The sequence below is a fragment of the Cyclobacterium jeungdonense genome (genome assembly GCF_010994275.1).
GTDB lineage: Bacteria > Bacteroidota > Bacteroidia > Cytophagales > Cyclobacteriaceae > Cyclobacterium > Cyclobacterium jeungdonense.
Window position 1 is genome coordinate 22,739 of sequence record NZ_WMCD01000012.1, and the last position, 24,023, is coordinate 46,761.

Annotated in this window: 21 protein-coding genes and 2 pseudogenes; 13 read left to right on the forward strand and 10 right to left on the reverse strand. The window is 41.6% G+C overall.

The genetic code is table 11. The features are described from left to right. The first annotated feature begins 34 nt into the window (after nucleotides 1–34). The 3 genes and pseudogenes from nadA to GKS34_RS19845 form a co-directional block, all read left to right on the forward strand. On the forward strand, nucleotides 35–1,009 hold the full coding sequence (gene nadA, locus GKS34_RS19835) for a quinolinate synthase NadA (RefSeq protein ID WP_163386730.1): 975 nt from the start codon (nucleotides 35–37) through the stop codon (nucleotides 1,007–1,009). Nucleotides 1,010–1,021: 12 nt separating this feature from the next. Next, nucleotides 1,022–2,569 carry an L-aspartate oxidase gene (locus GKS34_RS19840; RefSeq protein ID WP_163386731.1) on the forward strand — a complete coding sequence of 516 codons (1,548 nt, stop codon included), beginning with the start codon at nucleotides 1,022–1,024 and terminating at the stop codon, nucleotides 2,567–2,569. Nucleotides 2,570–2,609: 40 nt separating this feature from the next. Further along, nucleotides 2,610–2,915: pseudogene (locus GKS34_RS19845) on the forward strand (6-pyruvoyl trahydropterin synthase family protein); the annotation flags it as partial. A gap of 121 nt (nucleotides 2,916–3,036) precedes the next feature. On the opposite strand, the gene ric reads toward GKS34_RS19845, so the two are convergent. From ric to GKS34_RS19890, 10 genes and pseudogenes are all read right to left on the reverse strand, one after another. Next, nucleotides 3,037–3,777, reverse strand: a complete 741-nt coding sequence (gene ric, locus GKS34_RS19850) for an iron-sulfur cluster repair di-iron protein (protein WP_240459380.1) — start codon at nucleotides 3,775–3,777, stop codon at nucleotides 3,037–3,039. Nucleotides 3,778–4,101: 324 nt separating this feature from the next. Further along, nucleotides 4,102–4,233: a hypothetical protein gene (locus GKS34_RS23650; protein WP_262888595.1), complete on the reverse strand. Its 132-nt coding sequence runs from the start codon at nucleotides 4,231–4,233 to the stop codon at nucleotides 4,102–4,104. A gap of 109 nt (nucleotides 4,234–4,342) precedes the next feature. After that, nucleotides 4,343–4,738, reverse strand: coding sequence for a group III truncated hemoglobin (locus GKS34_RS19855; protein ID WP_163386733.1), 396 nt, complete (start codon nucleotides 4,736–4,738; stop codon nucleotides 4,343–4,345). Further along, entirely contained in the window at nucleotides 4,738–5,160 is a 423-nt protein-coding gene (locus GKS34_RS19860) for a cytochrome C (protein ID WP_163386734.1), read from the reverse strand. Before GKS34_RS19860 ends, GKS34_RS19855 begins: the two co-directional genes overlap by 1 nt. Before the next feature lie 13 nt (nucleotides 5,161–5,173). Then, the gene (locus tag GKS34_RS19865; protein WP_163386735.1) at nucleotides 5,174–5,437 is read right to left on the reverse strand and encodes a hypothetical protein; all 264 of its coding nucleotides are present in this window, start codon (nucleotides 5,435–5,437) and stop codon (nucleotides 5,174–5,176) included. Beyond that, nucleotides 5,437–5,670, reverse strand: coding sequence for a hexameric tyrosine-coordinated heme protein (locus GKS34_RS19870; protein ID WP_163386736.1), 234 nt, complete (start codon nucleotides 5,668–5,670; stop codon nucleotides 5,437–5,439). The genes GKS34_RS19865 and GKS34_RS19870 overlap by 1 nt, the downstream gene beginning before the upstream one ends. An 8-nt stretch (nucleotides 5,671–5,678) precedes the next feature. After that, on the reverse strand, nucleotides 5,679–6,680 hold the full coding sequence (locus GKS34_RS19875; RefSeq protein WP_163386737.1) for a cbb3-type cytochrome c oxidase subunit II: 1,002 nt from the start codon (nucleotides 6,678–6,680) through the stop codon (nucleotides 5,679–5,681). A gap of 11 nt (nucleotides 6,681–6,691) precedes the next feature. Further along, complete coding sequence (locus GKS34_RS19880) at nucleotides 6,692–8,551, reverse strand: cbb3-type cytochrome c oxidase subunit I (RefSeq protein ID WP_240459381.1); 1,860 nt, start codon at nucleotides 8,549–8,551, stop codon at nucleotides 6,692–6,694. A 37-nt stretch (nucleotides 8,552–8,588) separates the two neighbouring features. Beyond that, entirely contained in the window at nucleotides 8,589–9,023 is a 435-nt protein-coding gene (locus tag GKS34_RS19885; RefSeq protein WP_163386738.1) for an RrF2 family transcriptional regulator, read from the reverse strand. A 215-nt stretch (nucleotides 9,024–9,238) separates the two neighbouring features. Next, nucleotides 9,239–9,448: pseudogene (locus GKS34_RS19890) on the reverse strand (HPP family protein); the annotation flags it as partial. A 230-nt stretch (nucleotides 9,449–9,678) separates the two neighbouring features. Between GKS34_RS19890 and GKS34_RS19895 the strand changes: the two are divergent. From GKS34_RS19895 to cysI, 10 genes are all read left to right on the forward strand, one after another. After that, the gene (locus GKS34_RS19895) at nucleotides 9,679–11,187 is read left to right on the forward strand and encodes an MFS transporter (RefSeq protein ID WP_163386740.1); all 1,509 of its coding nucleotides are present in this window, start codon (nucleotides 9,679–9,681) and stop codon (nucleotides 11,185–11,187) included. A 12-nt stretch (nucleotides 11,188–11,199) separates the two neighbouring features. Next, nucleotides 11,200–12,795: an MFS transporter gene (locus tag GKS34_RS19900; RefSeq protein ID WP_163386741.1), complete on the forward strand. Its 1,596-nt coding sequence runs from the start codon at nucleotides 11,200–11,202 to the stop codon at nucleotides 12,793–12,795. 105 nt (nucleotides 12,796–12,900) lie between these two features. Continuing rightward, nucleotides 12,901–13,956, forward strand: coding sequence for an MFS transporter (locus GKS34_RS19905; RefSeq protein ID WP_163386742.1), 1,056 nt, complete (start codon nucleotides 12,901–12,903; stop codon nucleotides 13,954–13,956). A gap of 20 nt (nucleotides 13,957–13,976) precedes the next feature. Further along, complete coding sequence (locus tag GKS34_RS19910) at nucleotides 13,977–16,196, forward strand: molybdopterin oxidoreductase family protein (RefSeq protein ID WP_163386743.1); 2,220 nt, start codon at nucleotides 13,977–13,979, stop codon at nucleotides 16,194–16,196. Between the two features lie 57 nt (nucleotides 16,197–16,253). Next, nucleotides 16,254–16,823, forward strand: coding sequence for a 4Fe-4S dicluster domain-containing protein (locus tag GKS34_RS19915; protein WP_163386744.1), 570 nt, complete (start codon nucleotides 16,254–16,256; stop codon nucleotides 16,821–16,823). Between the two features lie 13 nt (nucleotides 16,824–16,836). Next, complete coding sequence (locus tag GKS34_RS19920) at nucleotides 16,837–17,355, forward strand: QcrA and Rieske domain-containing protein (RefSeq protein ID WP_163386745.1); 519 nt, start codon at nucleotides 16,837–16,839, stop codon at nucleotides 17,353–17,355. Between the two features lie 2 nt (nucleotides 17,356–17,357). Next, a complete protein-coding gene (locus tag GKS34_RS19925; protein WP_163386746.1) occupies nucleotides 17,358–17,615 on the forward strand; it encodes a DUF6755 family protein in 258 nt (85 codons plus the stop codon). Between the two features lie 1,249 nt (nucleotides 17,616–18,864). Beyond that, on the forward strand, nucleotides 18,865–19,758 hold the full coding sequence (locus GKS34_RS19930) for a LysR family transcriptional regulator (RefSeq protein WP_163386747.1): 894 nt from the start codon (nucleotides 18,865–18,867) through the stop codon (nucleotides 19,756–19,758). A gap of 213 nt (nucleotides 19,759–19,971) precedes the next feature. Then, complete coding sequence (locus GKS34_RS19935; protein ID WP_163386748.1) at nucleotides 19,972–21,792, forward strand: assimilatory sulfite reductase (NADPH) flavoprotein subunit; 1,821 nt, start codon at nucleotides 19,972–19,974, stop codon at nucleotides 21,790–21,792. A gap of 162 nt (nucleotides 21,793–21,954) precedes the next feature. Next, nucleotides 21,955–23,655 carry an assimilatory sulfite reductase (NADPH) hemoprotein subunit gene (gene cysI / locus GKS34_RS19940; protein ID WP_163386749.1) on the forward strand — a complete coding sequence of 567 codons (1,701 nt, stop codon included), beginning with the start codon at nucleotides 21,955–21,957 and terminating at the stop codon, nucleotides 23,653–23,655. Nucleotides 23,656–24,023: the final 368 nt, after the last annotated feature.

Below are 24,023 nucleotides of genomic sequence, written 5' to 3' on the forward strand. Positions count from 1 at the left end.
AATTTTAAAAAATGCAATTAAGCAGCCAATAAACATGCCCCAAATTCCGGAAAATAGTAAGACAGCATTGAAACACCACCGTTCTGAATTCCTCAAAAAGGAAATCAAACGATTAAAAAAAGAAAAAAACGCTATTATTTTAGCGCATTATTATCAGGAGGCAGCTATACAGGATTTGGCAGATTTTGTGGGAGACAGCCTTGAACTCTCCCGAAAAGCGGTAGAAACCCAGGCCGATTTAATTGTATTTGCAGGGGTACACTTCATGGCAGAAACCGCAAAGATTCTCAATCCAACAAAAAAGGTAGTATTGCCGGATTTGGCTGCGGGATGTTCACTGTCTGATAATTGTACGGCGGCGGCTTTTCAGGATTTTAGAAATAGATATCCTGACCATATTGCAATAACTTATATCAATTGTTCTGCCGAGGTTAAGGCTTTGAGTGATATCGTTTGTACTTCTGCCAATGCAAAAAAGATCATCGAATCCTTTCCAAGGAGTCAACCCATAATTTTCGCTCCTGACAAAAACCTTGGAAAATACCTGATAAATGTAACCGGAAGGAAATTAGTGCTATGGGACGGTTCATGTGTGGTTCATGAAGCCTTCTCCATGGCAAAGCTGCTTGATGTTTGGAAATTATATCCCCATGCAAAGCTTATCGCTCATCCGGAATCCGAATCCCACATACTGAAAATAGCTCGTTTTGTGGGCTCTACCTCCGCTATGCTGAGATTTGTAAAAGAGGATACACACCAACTCTATATTGTAGCAACCGAAGCGTGCATCTTACACCAAATGCAGCAAGTTGTTCCAAATAAAATTCTGATACCAGCTCCGGCTAACGAAGACAATACCTGTGCATGTAGTGAATGTGCCTTTATGAAATTAAATACCTTAGAAAAACTATACCAGGCTATGGTGAAGGAAAAACCTGAGATTTTGATGGACCCATTAATCCTGAAAAATGCCCTGAAACCAATTCAAAAAATGCTGTCTTTATCTTGATAATCCAAAAAAATGAAAACCGATGTGCTTATCGTGGGATCTGGTATTGCGGGATTGTCCAGCGCTCTTCATTTGGCTGAAAGTAATCCGGATATTCAGGTCACTGTTTTAGACAAAAGTTTTGACCAGGAGTCCAATACCCGATATGCGCAGGGAGGAATGGCCGCTGTGTTAACGGAAAATCCAGATTCTTTAGGAGATCATATCCGGGATACCTTGGCCTCGGGCAGGGGCTTTTGCATACCGGAGGTTGTGGTCAAGGTCGTTAATCTGGCTTCTTTCCGTGTAATGGATCTGCTGAGATGGGGAGTGGAATTGGATAAAGACCAGAAGGGAAGTTTGCTTCTAGGACTTGAAGGAGGACATTCCAGGCCAAGAATTGTTCATTATAAAGACAGAACCGGCTTGGAAATTCAACAAAAGCTTTTGACAAAAATCAAACAACATCACAATATAAAGTTAATGAGGGGGATTTTCGCATTAGATCTGATTACTTCAAGGAGGGATGAGGGAAATCAGAATTATTGTCAAGGTGTAAGCGCCTGCAACCTTGGATACCGAAAAGTATTTTTTATTGGAGCAAAAGTCACCATTCTTGCGACCGGAGGCTGTGGGCAATTGTTCGACAGGACCACCAACTCTACTGTAGCAACGGGTGACGGATTAGCAATGGCAATTAGGGGAGGTGTTAAAACCAGGGATCTTCATTTTTACCAGATTCATCCCACCGCCTTCTTCAATGGGCGAAATGGAAAGGCCTTCTTGATCACGGAAGCATTGCGGGGAGCCGGAGCCCATATTTTAAACCATAATAAAGAAAGATTTTTATTTCGGGGGGATGCCAGAGGTGAACTGGCCACCAGGGACATCGTTACTTCTTTGATTCACAAGGAAATGAAACACTCCAATATGCCTTGTGTTTATCTGGATGCAAAGCATTTAGGGCGTGAGAAACTGTTGGCTGAATTTCCCGGAGTAGTACGGTATTGTGCCGATCAGGGATATGATATCACAGATGAACTGATTCCTGTTGCCCCGGCTGCCCACTATCAATGTGGTGGTCTTGAAACAGATAGTAAAGGACAATCCAGCATGGATCGGTTGTTTGCTTTGGGAGAATGTGCTTCCACAGGACTTCATGGCGCCAATAGATTAGCCTCCAATTCCCTCCTGGAAGCTTTGGTTTTTTCAAAAAACGTGGTAGAAACGATCACGAAAAACTACAATGGAATTGAAATCGAGCAGCAGCAGTTTCAATCCCAATCTTATCTTCAAGAAAATAATCAAAGAGACAACGCCCAAAAAATCCAAAGTATTCGTTTTGACTTAAAATCCATGATGACACTGTGGTTGCTTTCGGAATCCGTAACACCTGAAAAGTTGGAAACCTTCAGGCTGAAAATTTGCCGATGGAAAGAAATCATTCGTCTTTGTTATCAACGAACCATATTTGACCCGGAATTGCTGGAATTAAGAAATCTTATTGAAGTTTCTGAAGCTATGTTGATACAAAAAAATCAAAAAAAGAATGTTGAGCATCACCCAAATATTCACCTTTGAAGTCGCCCAAAGAATATCCAACTAAGTTGGACCATGTAATCAGCTTCATGGACATACCTATGAGTTGCATGTTACATTGTCAGCACATAAAATAGGCTCGGATAACATGTTGTTAGATTTTAAAGCCTTTAAAACTCTGGTTCAGGAAAATATTGGGGTAGTCGTTGATCATGGTTTAATCCTGAAAAAAAACAGAGATAATCAAGCTTTATTCAATCCATCTGACTTAAAAATATTTTGGATGGAATCCGAACCAACAGCCGAAAAATTGGTCGAATGGATAGCTGAAACCCTTACTCCACTATTACCCGAAAAAGTGGCTTTGCGAAAACTTAAACTTTATTAAAAAAACCCGACGGTTGGAGGAAATAAATAACGGTGTTACCAATTCCCAGTTACCGACGGGACCTAACCAACACAACCTTCTACCCTTTCAAACTTAGTAAGTAGGTGTCAATTCACTTAATTTACTTTAACTCCAATTGATGTACCTTTGTCTCATAAGCAATCGATCTGGGAAACAATATATTATTCTCCAAATGGATGTGCCTATGCAAATCACTCTCAAATTCTTCTAACAACGAATAAGTGACCTTATAGGTATTGCAGGCATCGGCAGGAGGATTATAATTATTAGTCAGCTCAGCTATTTTTTCAAACCGATCTCCTTCTGCCTCATGCTCCTCCATCATCATGTTGATCGGCAGTTTCACTGACCTGAAATTTGAGGCCTTTACAGTGCTGGTGCCAATGGGTTTTTTTACCATTTTTCTAAGGTATGGGAATAAAATCAATTCCTCTTTTTTCATATGTGTGGTGAGTTCACCTGCACCTGCACTGAACAACCGGGTAATTTCGAAAAGCTCAGGATGTGCTTCCCCATGTACCTTACAAAGTTTGTTAAGGTATTGTAATAAGAGGGGAATCCTTTCCTCTATGTACCGGTGATGTTTCTTCTCAATATAATCTGCCAATAAATCCAAAGGCCAGAAATTGTAATCATGGCTATCGTCAGAAGAATTGTACAACAAATTATCCAACGCTACCTTTACTTCAGAAACATCGATCCTCTTTTTTTCACAAGCTTCCTCGATTGTGCGGTTGCCCTTGCAGCAGAAATCAATACCAAATGATTCAAACACCGTGGCAGCTCTAAAATCCTTGGCAACCAACTCCCCGATTGTAATTTTTTGTGCAGTTTCCATCATCTAATTCTATTGTTGTTTCTATGGATACTTTAATATATTAATACCCTAAAAACTTTTAATAAATTTTACTGATTTCAGGTATTGGATGTTCACAATCTCAAATCCTTTATTTAATAAGACAAAGTTAAGTATAAAATAATAAAAGACAAATTTATCTTTTATTATTTTATCCCACTTATCTGCCCTTTCTCATCCTGCCCGAGCAGGTTGGACATGCATGGACATCTCCCTCATGAAGCCGTATACCATCTATATGTTCTTTAAAAAAAGCTTTTAAGAGAATGTCTTTCTTTTGCTGGGTGTTGATTTCAATTTGCCTGTCCTTTACCAGTACCCGGATTTCCCATCATATTCCTGAATCCCCCAGCAAACCGGACATAAACCTTCAGGAGCTGTGTTTTCTGTTTCCTCTTTGGGTTTATTCACATGATCGATTAATTTATCTATGATATTCATGGCTTAACATTTTAAATCGTTTGATTCAGTTTTATGTACAATAAGCTTTAGATTAATGGTTTAAATATCGACTGTTTGGTCTCCAAACTTTTTAAACTTTCGGTTTTAATCATAAAATCGGCTGAACAGGGTTATTTTTATAATATTTGATTTTGTTATGAAATAGTTCAGCCATTCTTTCTCCCTGCCATTTGGCCCTATCTGCTCTCTCACCACAAAATTGTTCTTCGACCGTTTCGAAGAAAAGCTGGACCCAACGGTCAAAATGTTCTTTGTTCACCGCCAACTTTGCGTGTGGAACAAAGGGGCTACCATGGTAGGTGTGTTCGTCCAATAAAACAGTTTGCCAAAACCGGTACATTTTCTCCAGATGTTCCGACCACCTTTCCTGAATTCTTTCGTTGAAAATATCTTTAAGGAGATCATCATTTCGGACTTTTCCATAGAAGTTGTCCACCATTAGCTTAATGTCTTCAATGCTGGTAATTTCTCTTTTATTCTGCATCAGAAAAAGGATTTATACAGTTCCGGGTTCCAGAACATGGTGAAATAAAATGCGGCAAAACCGACAAAAGAAATGATAAGGGCCCAAACCCAGGCGGGAATCGCATTTGGGGTCTCTGAGCCCCTGATCATGAAAAAATCGTTACGCTCGCTTCCATACGAATTCACCGTAATTGGAATTTGTTGGTTGACGACTTCCCCCTCCTTAATTCCGAGAACGGAAATATCCGGTCCGTTTCTTACTTCAAATGGAATTGTTTTAATCCCCTCCTTACCTGAAGTGGATTTGGCTAGGATTGTAAGCGTATGCTTTCCATCCGGGATTTTCGTCGTGTCCAAAACAAATTTCACAGGGGGCGCAAATTCCGCAAAAGGTTTGGGATCCGAGTCAAGAAATATTTTTACCGTTCTGTTATCTTCCATGGCTTCAACTTTATTATTCCAAGACAATGTTTTTGATATGACCAGGCCTGTTCTCCTTGGGCTTGACGAGATATTTGATACTGAAAAACAAGGTAAAAGCAACCAAAACCGCAGCTGACCAGGTGATCAGATAATCTACATTACCCTGGGGCCCTTGTCCGTGGGTAATGTCTTCCAGCATTTTTGGCTGGTTTGATTTACAGACCTCGCATGCAAAACTTACAGATGCATACATGAAAAGGACAAGGCTGACCAAAATGGTTTTTACTTTTCCCATCACTTCCAGAAATTATTTGCCATGGCAATGGTTTGGAATTCTGTGGCTATTACCTGCGATGAAGCAATCAGCTTTGCAGTATCCTCTGCATAGTCACTTCTGAGTTTTTTACGGGTTTCGCTATCCGGCTGGATGGCGGCAATTGATTTACGGGCAAGTTTAATGGCCAGTTCGCGGCCTTCCTGAGGGGTACCGGTGATCAATGATTCCAGATAAATTTCTTTTGTTTCCATGATGATTATTATTTAAGTGAATTTACAAATGACCTGATTTCTTTTACCTCGTCAATAGTGACAGCATCGGCAGCATTTCCCCAGCTTGAGCGTTCATGGTTAACAATCGCCGTAATTTCCTCATCAGAAAGGGTCTCCTGAAAGCCTGCCATTACCCCATATTCTGGTCTGGCATCATAGCCCTCCATGATGATTCGGATCAAAGTTTCGGGATTTTCATCATTGACAATGGTGCTTCCGGCTAAGGGAGGAAAGGCTCCCGACAATCCACTCCCATCAGCCTGATGGCAGGCGGCACAATTATTCATATACAAATTCTCGCCATCCGGAAGCAACTCCTCGCCTGAATCGTCTACAGACTCATTCTCCTTAGAGGAAGGTATGAAGCTGACAGAAGAATTTTTAGGCATTTCGGCTTGCTTCAGAGATTGGAGATAGGCCACCAGGTCCAAGGCTTTTTGGGAAGCAACGACCTTTTTCGTGGATGAATTTAGGAATTCTTGAGGAACAGGAACCAAATGGTCTGTATCCCTTATTTTCGACTCTTCTTTAATGTCAAATAACCAGGGATAGGAAGGCATAATGGATTCCTTGACTACAATTCTTGGATTATAAAGGTGAAGTAAATGCCAGTCCATTCCGGATTGCCTTTGCCCCACGTTCGTAAGATCGGGACCGGTTCTTTCACTTCCCAAAAGTGATGGAGATTGCCTCCACAGATCCTGCCTTTGCTTGCTGTAGTAATAATCGGAAGGGATGGAAGGCCGTTTGCCCCAGGTATTGTCCATTTCTATATTTCTCACCTGTTGTGTGTGGCATGACATACAGTTTTCCTGTACATAAATGTGCAGGCCTTTTAATTCCTCCTCCGAGAAGGTCTCCATACTAGGGAGGGGCTGGGTTTGTTGGATCTGAAAGGCAGGTACCAGTGCAACAAAAGTACTCAGCATCAAAAATCCAAATAGCGCTGTGCCCACCAGCAGTTTATGATTCTTATGAAAATCTAACATTTCAAATTCAGTTAAAAGGTGACTGTTTTGTTCTTTGGGTCTGGATAAATTGTTTCCCGATTTTCCATATCTGGCCCATTTATTTTTGGATTTAGCATTGGCTTCCTTTGATTTCCTGTCATATAGAAGAAATTATAGGCAAAAAGTAGGTGGGAGATGAACATAAGCGTTCCACCGATAGCCCTCCAAAGCCAGAAAGGTTGCATCAGGATGACGGATTCAATAAACGGTTTACCTTCTATCCAACTCAGTCCCTTCATGGTTCCCCCAACCATCAGAGATACCATGTAAGCAAACAGGCCAATGAATGCCATCCAGAAATGCATCCCTACCATGATTTGCTTAGGTTCTCTGCCTGTTATTTTAGGAAGAATGGCGTACACACAAGCCCAAAGAATAAAGGTGATGATGCCGTACATGGTCATATGGGAATGGGCCACATTAAAATCAGTAAAATGCCATATGAAATTCGTAAACCGAAAAGCTTGCAGACTTCCCTGAGCGGATCCGACAAAATAAAATACTACTCCAACCAAGAAGAACGGCAGCACATAGCTCTTGGAAATTTCATTCCAACTCCCCCTCATGGTCATCAGGAAGTTGGTTGTTCCGGCTACTACCGGTATCAGCATACCGGCACTGAATACAATGGCCACCGTCTGTAGCCACCAGGGTAAAGGGCTAAAAACAAAATGGTGGGTGCCGATGAGTGTATAAAACAACATCTGCGTCCAAAACGCCAAAACGCCAAGCGAATAAGAATAAATCGGCTTGTTAAGAGATGATGGAAGGTAATAGTAAATTAGGCCTAAGGTAAAGGTCATAAACCACATGCCCACTCCCTGGTGCATGTAATATCCCTGGATCACGGTCTCTCCCAAACCATCCTGATACATGGGTAGATAGCCGATTATAACCAGAATTATGGTCCATCCCAGACCTCCCAACAGGTACCAGTTTGACACGTAGATTTCATCTATTTTTCGATGGGCCACCGTTTGGTAGAAATTGTAGAACGTCAGGACCATACCAATGGCAAAAAGCAAGGCCACCGGCCAAATATATTCTCTGTATTCACCTCCGCCGTTGTTAATTCCAGACATTAAAAACAGGGTGCCTATTGCAACACTGCTGTTCATCAACCACCAGGCATACCAAGCAAGTTTATAACTGTATAATTTGGTATTGGAAGTCCTTGTGATCACAAAATATCCCAATCCGATCATGGCAAGGGATGCCCAACCCCAAAAAACCGCATTGGTATGTACTGGCCTCAACCTTCCAAAGGAAAGCCAGGAAATAGTATCCATTTCGGGCCATATAAATTTCAACCCCAGGTATTGACCGATTAGCGTGCCGAATACCAGCCAAAAAACAGCCGCTCCGATATACCAGGTAATCATTTTTTTCAGTTGAAATGGTGTATCAATGGTGATGGGGGACTTTTTCTTTTCATCTACAAGGGGATTGCTAGGCTCATGAGTTATCGCTGCAACGACACCCCTGCTGTCATCCACTTCCAGATTGCTTCCCAGTTCATCTCCGGACAATCGATAGGAAACTGCTTTCCTGCGTTTTTCCAAAACGGTGTCAATCTCCGTTTTGTCCATTTCCAGAAGCCGCTCACCGAATTCAATTTTCTTATTTCTCTCAGTCCTGGATTGAAGCTGGGTGAAATAGGCCGAAGCCTTCACGGTCAGGATGAATATGGCAATGACAAGCACTATTACAATCAGCAAAATAGTGCCTATTATTCCAGGGCTTGCCAGCCAGTTCGAGGTATCCGGGTTTGGAGTAGGTTGAGCGAATACAACCTTTGGAAAAAAGGCAAAAATAGCTAATAGGCTGAAATAAAACTTTCTGATATTCATTTTGGACAAAATTATCGGAAATAAATTGAAATTTTTTTTATCTGATCAAAAGGGTCTTGCCTGATTTTAAACCAGTGGCCAATTCAAGAATAGTAGTACTTTCAAGCATCTCTCTAAGCTCTTCCCTTATTTTGACGAATTTATCGTGCATTGGACAGGGTTGGCTACTGTTACATTCCTTAAGACCAAGGCCACAGCCTATGTAAATATCCTCACCATCAATTGCGGAAACGATTTCACTGACTTTAATTTCTGCTATCCTTTGTATGCCAATGATAAAACCTCCATACGGTCCTTTTTTTGACTCCAGAATTTTCTTTTTAATCAAGGAGGTGAGTATTTTGGCCGTAAACGCTTCAGGAGCATTAATACCTTTGCTCACCTCTCCTATTTTAACCCTTTCACCCTCCAGCGATCTGGTGGCAATATAAATAATGGCCTTGATGCCGTATTCACAGGACTTGGAAAACATGATATTGGTCAGTTATTTTCAACAAATGTAAGCGAAATTATATTTACGACAAAGATATCGTTAATAAAAACTATAACTCTCAAATGTCGATTCAAACTATCATTTTTAAAAATATCCGGCAAAAACGCTTTTATTTAGAATCTCCATTGACAGAAATAATTTGCTTCAAATGTAAATTCTAAGAGAAAAAGTGACTCTTTACCCAGCCAGCCTTCTTAGGAAGGGGGTGAATTAAATAACCTGTAAATGGTTGCGCCGATTATTGCAGAGATAAAGCTTCCAAAAATTATATTCCTGGGCTGGGCAAGTGGACTGTTGGGAGCTCCAAACAGTAATACCGACGTTGCTCCAAAAGTACCGATCAGAAATAAAAAATCCTGGCTTTCATTTTTGTTGAATACCATCTGTAATAATCCGATACCACTGAGTGCGAGTAAGGACTCAAAATCTAAAAGTTAAATCCAGAATGACCAATACATTTCTCCTATATTTGAATAGCTGCATATACAGATATGAGGAAAAATATTAATGGGATTCATTACATGAGTATTAAACACAAAACATGATTAGAATCATCTTTTAAGTTGATTGACATTAAGTTTATTTCTTTTAAAAAATAGGTGCTTTGAACAAATTTTAACGAATACAGAGGGTTATGAATAAGGAACAACCAACTTTTACTTCTCATAAAATGCTTTTCCTGAATACGCTTGCGTTTACGATTTGCTTCGCAGCCTGGATGTTTAATGGAGTGACAGTTACTTTCTTAGTCGATAATGGAGTATATAATTGGGATTCCGTACAAATTGGATGGCTTTTGGGGATTCCGGTATTAACGGGATCTATTTTTAGGCTGCCATTAGGTATTCTGACCGATAGATTTGGAGGAAAATGGGTATTTGGAGGACTTTTGCTGGTAAGTGCCATTCCCATGTATTTATTGCAGTATGCCGATTCATTCCTTGGTTTTGCGTTGTGCAGCTTTGGGTATGGGCTTACGGGAGCAGGTTTTGCTGTTGGTATAGCCTATACATCAATTTGGTATAACAAAGACTGGCAAGGTCGTGCATTGGGTATCTTTGGTGCGGGCAATGCCGGTGCAGCCATAACTACCCTTCTTGCGCCGACAATTTTACAAAATCTGACCAATAATGGAGAGGAAATAGAAAGGTGGAGAATTCTTCCAATAATTTATGCCGTATCTCTTGTAGCGATGGCAATTATTTTCGTCGTCTTTGCCCAGAATAAGAAACCTGAAACACAACGCACCTTTAAAAAGCTAATGCAGCCTTTGAAAAGCCTGCGGGTATGGCGTTTTGGTCTGTACTACTTTTTAGTTTTTGGTTGTTTTGTAGCCTTTTCCCAGTGGCTGGTGCCGTATTACGTGAATGTTTATTATTTGCCCCTGGTCACAGCCGGTATATTGGCTGCCGCGTTCAGCTTCCCTTCAGGAGTAATAAGGGCCTTGGGAGGCTGGATGTCTGACAAGTGGGGTGCTAGAAAAGTAATGTATTGGGTATTGGGTTCCTCGCTGGTAATCAGCTTTTTATTGATTTTCCCAAAGATGGAAATATACTCGCCAGGCAATGGGATCATGGCGAAAAAAGCCGGTGAGGTAACAGAAGTAACCGACGAAAAAATAGTAGCCGCAGGAGTTGTTTACGAATTGAAGGCTAATAAAGGTGAAGATTTTGAATCACTCGATAGAGACGTGGTTCTTCCCAGGAAAAACGCGTGGCAGGAACCTGTGGTGAAAGTGGGACAGGAGGTGAAGAAAAAAGAACTATTAGCAAAAGGGGAAACCAAAATATTCTTTCAGGCCAATGTTTGGGTGTTTACCGTATTGGTGATCATCCTCGGTAGCGTTTGGGGTGTCGGTAAAGCGGCGGTTTATAAGCACATTCCCGAATATTTTCCAAATGAAGTGGGAGTAGTAGGTGGAATGGTGGGCGTTTTGGGAGGTCTAGGTGGATTTTTCTGTCCCATTATCTTTGGATATTTACTCGATGGATCGGGATTGTGGACCAGTGCCTGGATGTTTACACTTATCCTCTCGGCAATATGCCTTTGGTGGATGCACAGAACCATTCAAAAAATGATGTACAGGGAACAACCCAAACTAATGCGCCAGATTGAATCAAAAAAAGAGGACAAAACTGATTAAACCAACAATATTATGAGGATTAATTTAGAAGAATGGAATGTTGAGAATCCGGAGTTTTGGAAAAAAAGGGGTAAAAAAATAGCTTACAGGAACCTCTGGCTATCTATCCCTGCTCTGTTGCTATCTTTTGCAGTTTGGATGATGTGGAGCATAATTACCACCAAAATGAAAGAATATAGTTTCCATTTTGGAATGATTACACCAGACATGTCTGAAGAAATGGTGAAAGAGCAACTGGCGGTAATAAATAACCTGTATTACACCTTACCTGCCATAGCCGGACTTGCCGGAGCCACACTTAGGATTCCAAATTCTTTCCTCATAGCACTTGGAGGAGGACGCAATGTGGTTTTTACTACAACCGCACTTTTGCTGATACCTGCCTTTGGAGTTGGATATGCCTTGGCAGATCAAAGCACGCCTTACTTTACTTTTGCCGTACTGGCCCTGTTGTCCGGTTTTGGCGGAGGGAATTTTGCATCCTCAATGAGCAACATCAGTTATTTTTTTCCGAAGAGAATGCAGGGAACATCCCTTGGACTAAATGCAGGTATAGGTAATCTTGGGGTGGGAATTATGCAAAAAATGATTCCTTTTGTTATTGGGATCTATCTTTTTTCAGCGGTAGGCTCAGGGGGTGAGGTGGTAGATGGTCAACCCCTTGCCGGTTTACAAAATGCAGGCTGGATTTGGATCCCTATTGTTTTTGCAGCTGTAACCGCTTTTTTTGGGATGAACAATGTGATAACGGGAACTCCTAAACTTCCAACCACTCTCCAAGGTATTTTAAAAACTTTATTTATGGTAGGAATTGGGCTTGTAACTGCTGCTGTCGGTTCATATTTGCTGGTTGGGCTTGAGATCAATATGTGGATAGTGCTCCCTGTAGTGGTTTTACTTACCCTTCTACTTATGAAAAATCTTAGTCCCGCAGAAATTAAACAAAGCCTTAATAAGCAGTTTTCTATTCTAAATGATAAGCATAACTGGATTATGACCATTATTTATACAATGACCTTTGGGTCATTTATCGGATTTTCTGCTGCATTTCCAAAACTTTGCCAGGATTTATTTGTCTATACAGATCCAGAAAATCCACAATTTACCAATCCCAATGCGCCCGATTTCCTTACCTGGGTGTTTATAGGACCGATGCTTGGGGCACTGGTAAGACCGTTAGGGGGTTGGTTGTCAGATAAAATAAAAAGCGGCTCCAGGGTTACTACATACAGTACTATAGTTACGGTGATTGCGACTTTGGCAGTGGCCTATTTCGTGGTACAGGCCAGAGATAGTGCGAGCCCGGAGATTTACTGGTGGCCTTTCTTTGCCTGTTTTATGGTTTTGTTTATTACTACAGGGATTGGGAATGGTTCTACTTTTAGAAGTATTCCCTACATATTCAGCAAGGAAAAAGCAGGTCCGGTTCTAGGATGGACTTCGGCAATTGCTGCTTACGGGGCATTCATTATCCCCAATGTTTTTGGTGAGCAAATTCAATTGGGTACACCTGAATTTGCCCTCTATGGATTTGCCGTTTATTATCTGCTGTGCTTGGTGCTTAACTGGTGGTACTACGATAGAAAAGGATCTGGAATTCATTGCTAATTAAATTTTTCTTATGAAAAGGCCAAAAAAGTGCGGAAGATCAGGTTAAGCTTGCTGATATTAGTATCTTTAATCATTAGTGAAACCTAATTGAAGTTTTTGATTATGTTCAAACTATTTCAAACCCTTAACCGGATAGCAGTGATCAAAGCCACGATTGCCGTGGTATTTGTGGCTTTTTTGGTTTTGCTCGGATCCCGTGATTTGCAAAATTTTGATCCAGCACTAATTTCCTACTTGATCGGAACTTTATTTGCCGTATTTGGCATCGCCTACCGATATTCTGTCTGGCTGCAAAGACCACCCACCCGCCTTTACTGGCGTAGGAGTATGAGCTTTTTGTTCAGCAAGGATTTCATTCAGTATGTCTTGCGCTCCATCAGGCTGTTTTTTAAAAATATCCTTTTACAACGGTTCATAGCCCATCGTAGCAAAACTCGTTGGGCCGGACATTTTCTCATGGCCATTGGCTGTTTATTAGCATTTGCTATTACCATCCCGCTTACCTTCGGCTGGATTCACTTTGAGTTAAGGCCAGGTGATGATGTTACCTATTACGCCAAAGTTTTTGGTTTTGATGCCGGGACTTTTCCACTGGGATCCGTTCAGGCATTCGTAGCATTCCACGGATTGGTTTGGTGCTCATTTTTAGTCATCATCGGTTCGGTGATGATGATGAAGCGAAGGGTGACAGACGGTGGGCTAATAGCTACCCAATCATTTTCCGAAGATTTACTACCGTTGATCTTACTTATCGCTATTTCAGTGACAGGGCTTGGCATATCCTACGATTATACGTTTCTCCAAGGCAAAACCTACCAGTTTATGGCCGTTACCCATGCGATTGTCGTGATTTTATGGCTGGTATGGCTACCTTTTGGAAAGTTTTTTCATATTTTCCAACGTCTCGCCCAATTGGGTGCAAACCTGTACAAGCATGAAGGGGAGCGCAGAGGAATGGCAACCTGTGAACACACTGGACAGGAGTTTGCTACCCAATTGCATGTGAATGACCTCAAGACCCTTACCAAGGAACTAGGATTTGATTATGATAAAAAGGACGGAAGAAATCATTTGGATCTTAGCCCTGAAGGCAAGCGTTCGGCTTTGGCAAAAGCCCATTTTGAGGCAAGAAAGGAATCAGGAAAATTCTTTGGATAAAAATATAAAGAGGTAAAGGAATGGCGAAACTACCAGCATCAGTTGAAAAAATAATAGATAAATATGGGCCTCACAAAGCTTACCCACCACAAAGTGGCTTTGAAGGTAGCCATGAGCCTGATAAATTGGTAAAAACGCATTGTTGCTATTGTGGCATGCAGTGTGGCATCCAGCTTAAAGTGAAAGATAATAAAATTGCAGGATTCGAACCCTGGATGGAATTCCCCTTTAATGAAGGACGGCTTTGCCCAAAAGGGGTACAACGATACATGCAAAACAACCATCCTGACCGACTGATGGATCCAATACAGCGAGTAGAAGGTGCCGGTTTTGAGCCGATAAGTTGGGAACAGGCAATGAGTAAAACCATTAGCGAAATCAAACGCATTCAAGCCAAATATGGCAATGATGCATTTGCCATGTTGTCCGGTGTATCGCTGACCAATGAAAAGAGCTACATGATTGGTAAGTTTGCCCGTGTAGCCCTAAAGACCGCCAATCTTGACTACAATGGACGTTTGTGCATGGTAAGTGCGGGTGGAGGTAATAAAAAAGCATTTGGATTGGACAGGGCTTCAAATAGCTGGGCTGATTTAAAACATGCTGAAGTTATACTAGTCGCTGGGGCAAACATCAGCGAAACCTTCCCGACATTGACCCATTACATCTGGCAAGCAAGGGATAAGGGAGCAAAGTTAATCGTCGTTGATCCTAGAGTTATTCCTCTTGCAAGAACCGCCGACCTACATTTACCCGTTAAACCCGGAGGTGATTCAGCTCTTTTTGGTGCCATCCTAAAAATTATGGTGGACAATGACTGGATTGATCATGATTTTATCAACAATCATACTTCCGGCTTCGAGGAAGCCATTGAAGCCGTAAAAGATTATGATTTGGATTGGGCAGAAAAAACAACTGGGATACCCAAGGAGCAGATTTTAGAAGCCGCAACCCTTTGGGGCAAAGCAAAATCCAGCTTTTTACTTCACGCCAGAGGAATAGAGCACCACAGCAAAGGAGTGGAAAATGTATTGAGCTGTATCAATATAGTATTGGCATCAGGTCGAATAGGAAAACCCTACTGCGGGTATGGTACTATAACCGGGCAAGGAAATGGACAAGGAGGTAGAGAGCATGGTCATAAATGCGATCAGCTGCCAGGGAATAGGGATATTACCAATCCCGAACATAGAAAATATATTTCTGAAGTCTGGGGAATAGACGAAAAAGACATGCCCGGTAAGGGGTTAACTGCCTATGAACAAATAGAGGCCATTCATAGAGGCGAAATAAAGGGTATGATCTCTATTTGCTTCAATCCGCTGGTTTCTTTGCCTAACAATAATTTTGTAAGGGAAGCTTTAGAAAAGCTAGAATTTTACATTTGTATTGATACATTTCTCTCTGAAACTGCCCGGCATGCGGATATTGTTATGGCCGGTTCGCTTCACGAAGAAGAAGATGGTACCGTAACTACCGCCGAAGGAAGAGTGGTAAGGATCAATGAAGCGGTTTCTCCTCCCGGAAATACACGCAGAGATGGTCAGATTTTAATGGAGATCGCCGATCGTCTTGGTGTCGGAGACAAATTTAATTACCCTACCAGCGAGGATATATTCAATGAATTAAGGGTGGCCTCAAAGGGAGGCACAGCCGATTACTTCGGGATAACCTATAAGAAAGTCGTAGATAATATGGGCGTTTTTTGGCCCTGCCCCTCAGAAGATCATCCGGGGACACCTCGCCTTTGGGAAGACCGAAAATTTAAAACGTCAGATGGTAAAGCCCATTTTAACCCGGTTTCCTACAGGCCTCCTGCTGAAAGAACCGATAAAGAGTATCCCATTTTACTGACGACGGGAAGGGTAGTCTCCCAATACTTGAGTGGAACATCAACACGCAGAATAGGTAAATTGGTAGATCAATACCCTGAACCCTTACTGGAAATTCATCCAAAATTGGCTTTCCAGTACGGAATAGAAGACAGGGATATGATAAAAGTGATAACCAGAAGAGGAGAGGCTGAATTTCCTGCTCAAATTGTAGAAACGATCAGAGAGGATACTGTTTTTATTCCTTATCACTGGGGTGGGAAACAATCCGCAAATCAGCTTACAATTGGCACGCTGGATCCGGTCTCAAAAATACCGGAATTTAAGGTATGTGCCTGTCAGCTAATAGTAACAGGTAAAAAATCGACACAAGAACTTACTGACACAGCTTATCAAAGCTATACATAAAGTGATTAAATCGAGCTTTGAGCAATAACTGAATTTTAAAATTTAAAACCTGAAATTATGCCGGAAACCAATTACAATCACGAAATGGCCTTTTTTGTAGACATGCAACGATGTATTGGGTGCCATGCCTGTGAAATGGCCTGTGCTGAATGCGAAACAAATGGGCAGGAAAGTATGATTCACGTAAATTACGTAAACCGGGCCGTAAGTACGCAGACCACCGTTCAGGTCTGTATGCATTGTGAAGACCCTACCTGTGCCAATGTTTGCCCGGCAGATGCCATTCATCAGGACGATTTTGGAGTAGTACATACCGCCAATACTTCAAGGTGTATTGGATGCTCAAACTGCGTGCTGGCCTGTCCTTTTGGAGTGCCTAAAAAAGAGGAAAAAGCAGAACTTATGATGAAATGTAACATGTGTTATGACCGAACCAGCGTGGGTAAAAAACCAATGTGCGCAACGGTTTGTCCTAGCCAGGCCCTTTTTTATGGTACAGTAAAAGAAATAGAAGAAATGAGACCCGATAGTGTTCCTGTCAATTCCTTCAAATTTGGAAACCAGGAGGTAAAAACCAAGGTAAATGTTATGATGCCCAAAGGCACCCACACATTAATAGTTGAATAAACAATTCAATAAAATGGACGAAAAAAAACCTGATAAAGTACCCAATTGGAAAAGGGATTTTCCGATACAGAAAAAAAAGGCAACTCATGTAAGCCGCAGGGAATTTGCCAAATACCTGGGTCTGTTTTCCGGGACACTTGCCTTAGGGAATGGAGCAATAGTTATCAAATCTCTTTATTTTCCTGAAGAAGAATTAAAGGGAGAACATTTTGTGTGCAATCAGGCTGATGTGCCTGTAGGTGAAATGTTCCAGTTTGAAGTAGCGGGCACTACCGTGGTGCCGTATATACTTATTCATCTGGAGGATAATGAGTGGAGGGCATTCGAACAAAAATGCACACACTTGGCTTGCGCCGTTCGATATAGAGCGGATATCGAAAAAATAGAATGCCCGTGCCACAAAGGGTACTTTAATCCAAGAACAGGAGATGTCCTGCAGGGACCACCCCCAAGACCACTGCCACAATTGGCGGTGGTGGTAAAAGATGGGCAAATTTATGTGAAAGCCAAAGATCAGGAAAAATTCATTTAGCCATGAGTAATTACAGAAGATCGCAAAACCAGGCGCACCCCAATAAAACCAATGCATTGATGACTGGAATTCTTGTGCTGCTCATACTCTTTGTCAGCATACAGATATGGTTCTTGTTTGGCGCCCTAAACAATGCACTAAGAGAAAATTTTAATTTTGCACTCACAACTTTTATCGGTTCATCCATTTTAGCAGTAGCCTCATTTTGGTTGCTGCGCTACTTGCCTGATCCAATTGACTCTCCGGATAACGAATTATAAATGTTTTTTAGCTACCTTTTTGCTGATATAGACGGTATGGGTTTTTCCAAATTGATCCGGCTCTTTCACCGAGGCGACTTCAAATATCAAGTTCTGATTGCCGTCGTGGTCGACCAGATGTTCCTTAAGAATTTCCTCCAATGTTTCTTTGGAGATGGATACCCAGATAATTTTGAGATCCTTTAACTGAGTTCCTTTGCCGATGTAGGTTATTTCATCTGTTTATATTTTTTTTTCAGCGGTCAGATGGAATCTCGCATGCCTGATAATCATCCCTCTGTGTGTCGATCTCGTCATGCTCGATTTCATGTGTTAATAATTGTTTTTTATAGGTCACATAGCCTGTCCCATACTAAATCGGGAGAATCTCTCATGTTTTAAAATCATCCCTCCGTAGGTAGCCCTCGTCATGCTCGATTTCAAATTGTGACATGACGTTTACTATTTAAGGTTTGAAATTTGATTGAGAGAAAGGCGGCTGCCATAGCCAAGGGCCGGGCAAAAAAATGGGGGAAGGATTCCTCTGGAAAATCCAATATTTTGAGCGGGCCAAGCGTACCCTTGGCGGATGGATCGCAGCCCCCATCTTTGCGTTAATCACAATTCACAACCGGAAACAGGATAGGCCATGTTACTGGAAAAGCTGCAATAAAAAAGAATCAGGGAATGATGCTTAGCAGTAAAAGGGTTTATCCATCTATAGAAAACAGGAGGATTTTGGACGAATTAAGTTGAAAAAGGACGTCAGAAAAAATCATTGACATTGAAAGCGAATTTGATAAATAAAATAAAAATGCTCACTAAAAATTGTTGGTGTGCATTAAGAAATGAAGAAAGTTAGCCTACAAGAGAACATTAATACGATTTACGAAACGGCATCTGGTTGTTTTAGAATAATCCTCGACTTCGCGACATTAGGAATCGTTGAAGACTTGCTCCGAGACGACTTCAAATACGTTTGGGTACATAAGCATTTGGCGGGTGCGTAATCGGAATGGAAGAAGTATGAACTTCCAATCCTTCCGACAATGGAGAATAAAAAGAGCTTGGAAAGAGGAGTACGGTATGACTTTATCCTTGAAACTAGCGAATTCCCTAAGCTACTACCGCAATTATTTGCTATCACTACTCGATAACCCTGAAATTGGTTGAAATAATTTCGGGAATCAGGAAGTTTTGAAGGCCAAATAGATTTCACAATAACCGTTTTGAAATTAGGCGATAATGACATTTATGGGTATTATTATGTATGTTCGATTTCCGTCTTAAAGTATTCAATACTGTTGCCAGAAGGTTAAGTTTCACGAAAGCTGCCGAAGAATTACATATAACGCAGCCTGCGGTGACCAAGCATATAAAGGAACTGGAAAACCAGTTTAATCTTGCCTTTTTCGACAGAAGAGGAAATAAGGTGCAGCTTTCTCCTGCCGGAGAGGTACTTCTGAAACATACCGAAGAGATAAAGGAAATATACAGACAGATAGAATTCGACCTAAACCAACTCAATCAAACCTTTAAAGGTGTCCTCCATATAGGATCCAGTACATCTATTACACAATATATTTTACCCCCTTTACTGGCCCGGTTTCACAAGATCCACCAGGATGTACGGGTAGAACTGTTCAGTGGAAACTCCGAGCAGATTGAGCAGGCCCTGTTAAATAAAAAAATTGAAGTTGGGGTGATTGAAGGTAAATCCAAACGCCGGGAAATTCACTATACGCCATTCCTAAAAGACGAAATTGTACTGGTGTGCAGCAGTAAAAATACGTTGGCAAAAAAAGATGAAATCATGCCGGAAGAGCTGAAAAAAATCCCTCTCTTATTGAGAGAACCGGGCTCGGGAACGCTGGAAGTAACTGCTGATGCGTTAAAGCAAAAGGGAATTAACCTTGCTGAACTCCAGGTCGAAATGCAGCTGGGAAGTACCGAAGCTATTAAATCCTACATGCAGCATTCTGATTGTATGGCCTTTGTGTCTTTACATGCAATCCTCAACGAGCTGAAAAACGGAACCCTGAAAATTATCGAGATTAAAAAGTTGCAAATTCACCGGGATTTCTACTTTATAACTCCTCAGGGACCCGAAGGGGGGCTCCCCGCATTAATCATCCAATATTTGATTAGGAACCATAATTTTTGATTATACACGTGTAAGAGAAATAACAGGGCAATCAGTCCATTTCCTTTTTTGGAAGAACTTTAATTAAGGATATTTCCTTTTGAAAATGAGCCAGATTTGAGGTCCCGATATCCTTCAATTATTATTTCACATTGCTCTCCCTATAACTAATGGTTATCCAATATTAATATTTGCAATTGGTATTTAAATTTCTTGCACGCTAATTTTGTTGCCATGGATATAAAGAAAGGATTGGAAAGAGGGCCGTTCAATGATACGCAGGCGGAAAAATTAAATGAAGCCCTGTCGGGACTAGATTCCGGACAGCTTCAGTGGCTGAGCGGATTTTTTTCAGGTATTGGCCAGGTTTCTCCTGCAACAATTAGGACGGTGGATCAACAACCTGTTGCTTCTAAAAATGCTGCCTCTGAAAGCCAGGCAGAAAAACTCAGCATTTTGTTTGGAAGCCACACGGGAAATAGCGAGGGTTTGGCATATAGCCTGGCCTCAAAGGCGAAGGAGATGGGCATAGAAACGGAAGTTTCTGATATGGCTTCCTTTAAACCCCGGAACCTTAAGAAGATCACCAATCTCGCAGTAATTGTAAGCACCCACGGATTGGGAGAGCCTCCTGTACAGGCAGAGGATCTTTATAATTTTCTGCACAGCAAAAAAGCGCCTGACCTTTCACATGTGCGATTTTCGGTACTGGCCCTTGGTGACAGCAGCTATGTTGATTTTTGCCAGACAGGGAAAGATTTTGATAATGCATTAGGGAAACTCGGTGCTCAGCGCGTAATCTCCCGCCAGGATTGTGATGTGGATTATGAAGAAGAGGCCCAGGCATGGCAACAGACTTTTCTCCAGAGGCTTTCAAAATCTGTAGATGCCGGGTCTACCGGAGAGACACAAATCAATACTGCTGTCCCGGTTAAGGAACAAAAATACTCCAGAAACAATCCGTTTGAGGCAACTATTCTGGAAAAGGTAAGACTGAATGGGCGAGGATCATCCAAGGAAAACATACACCTGGAGCTGGATTTGGAAGGTTCAGGATTGCAATATGAGCCAGGTGATGCGTTGGGGGTTTATGGAGCCAATCCTCCTTTGCTTATAGAAAAGGTGTTAGGTGCTACCAACCTTTCAGGAAATGAAAAAGTACAGAGTCATAAGGGCGAAAAAAGCCTGAAAGAAGCGCTCACTTACGATTATGAGCTTACCCCGCTTTCGAGAGTAAACTTATCTAAATATGAGGAATTAACAGGGAGCAAAAAGCTAAAGGAGGTCCTTTCAGATAATATGAAAATTCTTGAATACCTGCCCGGACGTGATTTTTTGGATTTATTGGAAGAGGAGCCTCATACATTTGAGGCAAACGAGTTGCTTTCTGTATTAAGAAAAAATACACCCCGTATGTATTCCATAGCTTCTTCGCAGGATGCCGTGGAAAATGAAGTGCACCTGTGTGTATCTGTTGTGCGCTATTCCGCCTTTGGCAGGCAGAAAGAAGGACATTGTTCTACGACCCTTGCCGACAGGCTTCAGGTAGATGATAAAGTCAAAGTTTTTGTCGATAAAAACAGTAGGTTTAAGCTTCCTACGGATCCCGAGACTCCGGTAATCATGGTAGGTCCAGGTACAGGAGTTGCCCCTTTCAGGGCCTTTATGCAACATCGTGAGGTTTCGGAGAAAAAAGGTCCGTCCTGGCTCTTTTTCGGAGATCGCAATTTCACTACTGATTTTCTTTATCAAACGGAATGGCAGCAATATCTTAAAGAAGGCATACTCACAAAAGCAGATGTAGCCTTTTCACGGGACCAGGAGCAGAGATATTATGTGCAACACAGGATGATGGAAAAGGGAAAAGAGCTTTATGACTGGCTGGAAAAAGGAGCTCATTTCTATGTTTGTGGCGATGCCAAAAAAATGGCCAAAGATGTGGATATGGCCTTAAGGGAAATTATTCAGCAACAAGGGGGGGTAACCCCTGAAAAAGCGGAAGAATATGTAAAGTATCTTCAGGTATCAAAGCGTTATCAGTCAGATGTCTATTAGATAACTCACATTGAACTTAAACTGAAAATGTACATTGCTTTCAACCGCAGAGATCTTTTGGGTTGATAACTTCCCCAAGGTTGAAATTCCATTAAAAGAAGCACAACCTCATTTGCATTAACAGAGGATAAATGTATTTTACAGAAAAGAATTGAATGATTTATGGAAGAGCGATTGGATAACCCGAAACTATCAGAAGATGAATTCATTAAAGATAAAAGTGATTTCCTGCGGGGAACCATTAAGGAGAGCTTAAGCAATCCCCTGACGGGTGCCCTGGATCCGGATGATACGAAGCTCATTAAATACCACGGATCTTATCAGCAGTATGACCGGGATCTGGATAGTGAGCGTAAACAGCAGAAACTGGAACCCCTTTACCAATTTATGGTGAGGGTGAGGGCAGCGGGTGGAATTACCACTCCTGAACAATGGCTTGTTTTGGATGAACTTTCAGATAAGAATGGTAATGGCACCATGAAACTTACCACAAGGCAGTCGTTTCAGTTTCATGGGATCCTAAAACGCAGCCTTAAACCAACAATCAAAGCTGTAAACGAGGCGTTGTTAACCACTATCGCAACCTGCGGTGACGTTAACAGGAACGTGATGTGCAGTCCAAATCCATACCAGTCGCCCATCCATGAGGAAGTATATGAAATGGCTGGCCTATTAAGCGAGGCCTTTCTTCCTAAAACTACCGCTTACCATGAAATCTGGTTGGATAAGGAAAAAGTGGCCGGAAGCCCCGATGTGGAGCCTTTATATCATAAACATTATCTACCCCGGAAATTTAAGATTGCCATAGCTATCCCCCCCAATAATGATATTGATGTATTTGCGAACGATATAGGTCTGATTGCCATTGAAGAAAATAATGAATTAAAGGGATTTAATGTATGTGTAGGCGGTGGACTTGGAAGTACCTTTGGTGAGAAAACTACTTATCCCCGTCTGGCAGACGTAATTGGATTCGTCAAAAAAGATAAAATTATTGAAGTTGCCGAAACAATTATCGCTATCCAGAGGGATTTTGGTAACCGGGAAGACAGGAAAAATGCCCGGTTCAAGTATACCATCGATACCAGGGGATTGGATTGGTTGGTAAATGAATTGCATACACGACTTGGTTGGGAAATTGAAAGTCCACGGAGCTTTAAATTTGATACCAACGGTGATAAATATGGATGGGTTAAAGGAACAAATGGCAAATGGTTTTACACCTTATTTGTAGAACATGGCAGGATAAAAGATGAGGAAGGTTACCAACTTAAAAAAGCATTAAGGGAAATAGCCAAAATACTAAAGGGAGATTTTCGACTTACCGGAAACCAGAACCTAATTATTGCCAACGTAGAGGGAAAAGATAAAAAAACCATTGAAGCCATTTTGGTGGATAGCGGCGTTTTAAATAATCCAAAGCTTACCGGGCTGCGCAAAAATTCTATGGCCTGTGTTGCCCTAAATACCTGTGGACTTGCTTTCGCGGAAGCTGAACGTTACTTGCCTTCCCTGATTGACAAGCTGGATGAAATTATGCGGAAAAATAGTCTTGAAGAGGATGAAATCAACATTCGAATGACCGGCTGCCCTAATAATTGTGCCCGATCATCTTTGGGAGAAATCGGCTTTGTAGGCCGTGCTATTGGAAGGTACAATCTCTATATGGGTGCGAGCCATAACGGGGATCGTTTGAACACCTTATATAAAGAAATGCTTTCGGAAGATGCCATATTGCAAGAGCTGGAACCCATCATTGCAGCCTATGCAAAGGAGCGGAAAAAAGAGGAACACTTTGGGGATTTTGTGATCAGAAAAAAAATAGTGGAAGCAACAGACCGGCCCCTAAAAGTTTTATCTTAATAATAAACCGCTTTTATTGCCGAATTTTTATACAAGTTGCCCTTAAAAAAAGGATAGATTTTCTTATAGCTTTTCCCCGGTATATACAATTTCTCACTCCTGTTGGCAATCTCTACCCGCGGGCTTTTATAGCGCCAGAGCAGTATTTGATAAGGTGAAAAACCACAACTTGAGCATCAGCTTTCGCCAGATAGTCGCCAGATGTAAAACCTAGATGTTAGATTGGCCAGGCTGCAGGGGAAGAACAAAAAAAGGAAGTATCCTCAAAAACAGAAAAGACAGTTTTGGAGCATGTGCGATAAGCCTTCCAAGCTATGATGGAATATTTATCTTTCACCTGTACATTTCAAAAACAAAGAGCCTATGGT

What these genes read in the sequence shown, in the direction of transcription:
- GKS34_RS19870 (WP_163386736.1), bottom strand. Translation starts at nt 5,670, where the DNA reads ATGGAAACAAAAGAAATTTATCTGGAATCATTGATCACCGGTACCCCT.
- ric (WP_240459380.1), bottom strand. Translation starts at nt 3,777, where the DNA reads ATGATGGAAACTGCACAAAAAATTACAATCGGGGAGTTGGTTGCCAAG.
- GKS34_RS19930 (WP_163386747.1), top strand. Translation starts at nt 18,865, where the DNA reads ATGTTCGATTTCCGTCTTAAAGTATTCAATACTGTTGCCAGAAGGTTA.
- GKS34_RS19915 (WP_163386744.1), top strand. Translation starts at nt 16,254, where the DNA reads ATGCCGGAAACCAATTACAATCACGAAATGGCCTTTTTTGTAGACATG.
- GKS34_RS19900 (WP_163386741.1), top strand. Translation starts at nt 11,200, where the DNA reads ATGAGGATTAATTTAGAAGAATGGAATGTTGAGAATCCGGAGTTTTGG.
- nadA (WP_163386730.1), top strand. Translation starts at nt 35, where the DNA reads ATGCCCCAAATTCCGGAAAATAGTAAGACAGCATTGAAACACCACCGT.
- GKS34_RS19855 (WP_163386733.1), bottom strand. Translation starts at nt 4,738, where the DNA reads ATGCAGAATAAAAGAGAAATTACCAGCATTGAAGACATTAAGCTAATG.
- GKS34_RS19895 (WP_163386740.1), top strand. Translation starts at nt 9,679, where the DNA reads ATGAATAAGGAACAACCAACTTTTACTTCTCATAAAATGCTTTTCCTG.
- GKS34_RS19910 (WP_163386743.1), top strand. Translation starts at nt 13,977, where the DNA reads ATGGCGAAACTACCAGCATCAGTTGAAAAAATAATAGATAAATATGGG.
- GKS34_RS19875 (WP_163386737.1), bottom strand. Translation starts at nt 6,680, where the DNA reads ATGTTAGATTTTCATAAGAATCATAAACTGCTGGTGGGCACAGCGCTA.
- GKS34_RS19905 (WP_163386742.1), top strand. Translation starts at nt 12,901, where the DNA reads ATGTTCAAACTATTTCAAACCCTTAACCGGATAGCAGTGATCAAAGCC.
- GKS34_RS23650 (WP_262888595.1), bottom strand. Translation starts at nt 4,233, where the DNA reads ATGAATATCATAGATAAATTAATCGATCATGTGAATAAACCCAAAGAG.
- GKS34_RS19860 (WP_163386734.1), bottom strand. Translation starts at nt 5,160, where the DNA reads ATGGAAGATAACAGAACGGTAAAAATATTTCTTGACTCGGATCCCAAA.
- GKS34_RS19840 (WP_163386731.1), top strand. Translation starts at nt 1,022, where the DNA reads ATGAAAACCGATGTGCTTATCGTGGGATCTGGTATTGCGGGATTGTCC.
- GKS34_RS19880 (WP_240459381.1), bottom strand. Translation starts at nt 8,551, where the DNA reads ATGAATATCAGAAAGTTTTATTTCAGCCTATTAGCTATTTTTGCCTTT.
- GKS34_RS19925 (WP_163386746.1), top strand. Translation starts at nt 17,358, where the DNA reads ATGAGTAATTACAGAAGATCGCAAAACCAGGCGCACCCCAATAAAACC.
- cysI (WP_163386749.1), top strand. Translation starts at nt 21,955, where the DNA reads ATGGAAGAGCGATTGGATAACCCGAAACTATCAGAAGATGAATTCATT.
- GKS34_RS19920 (WP_163386745.1), top strand. Translation starts at nt 16,837, where the DNA reads ATGGACGAAAAAAAACCTGATAAAGTACCCAATTGGAAAAGGGATTTT.
- GKS34_RS19935 (WP_163386748.1), top strand. Translation starts at nt 19,972, where the DNA reads ATGGATATAAAGAAAGGATTGGAAAGAGGGCCGTTCAATGATACGCAG.
- GKS34_RS19865 (WP_163386735.1), bottom strand. Translation starts at nt 5,437, where the DNA reads ATGGGAAAAGTAAAAACCATTTTGGTCAGCCTTGTCCTTTTCATGTAT.
- GKS34_RS19885 (WP_163386738.1), bottom strand. Translation starts at nt 9,023, where the DNA reads ATGTTTTCCAAGTCCTGTGAATACGGCATCAAGGCCATTATTTATATT.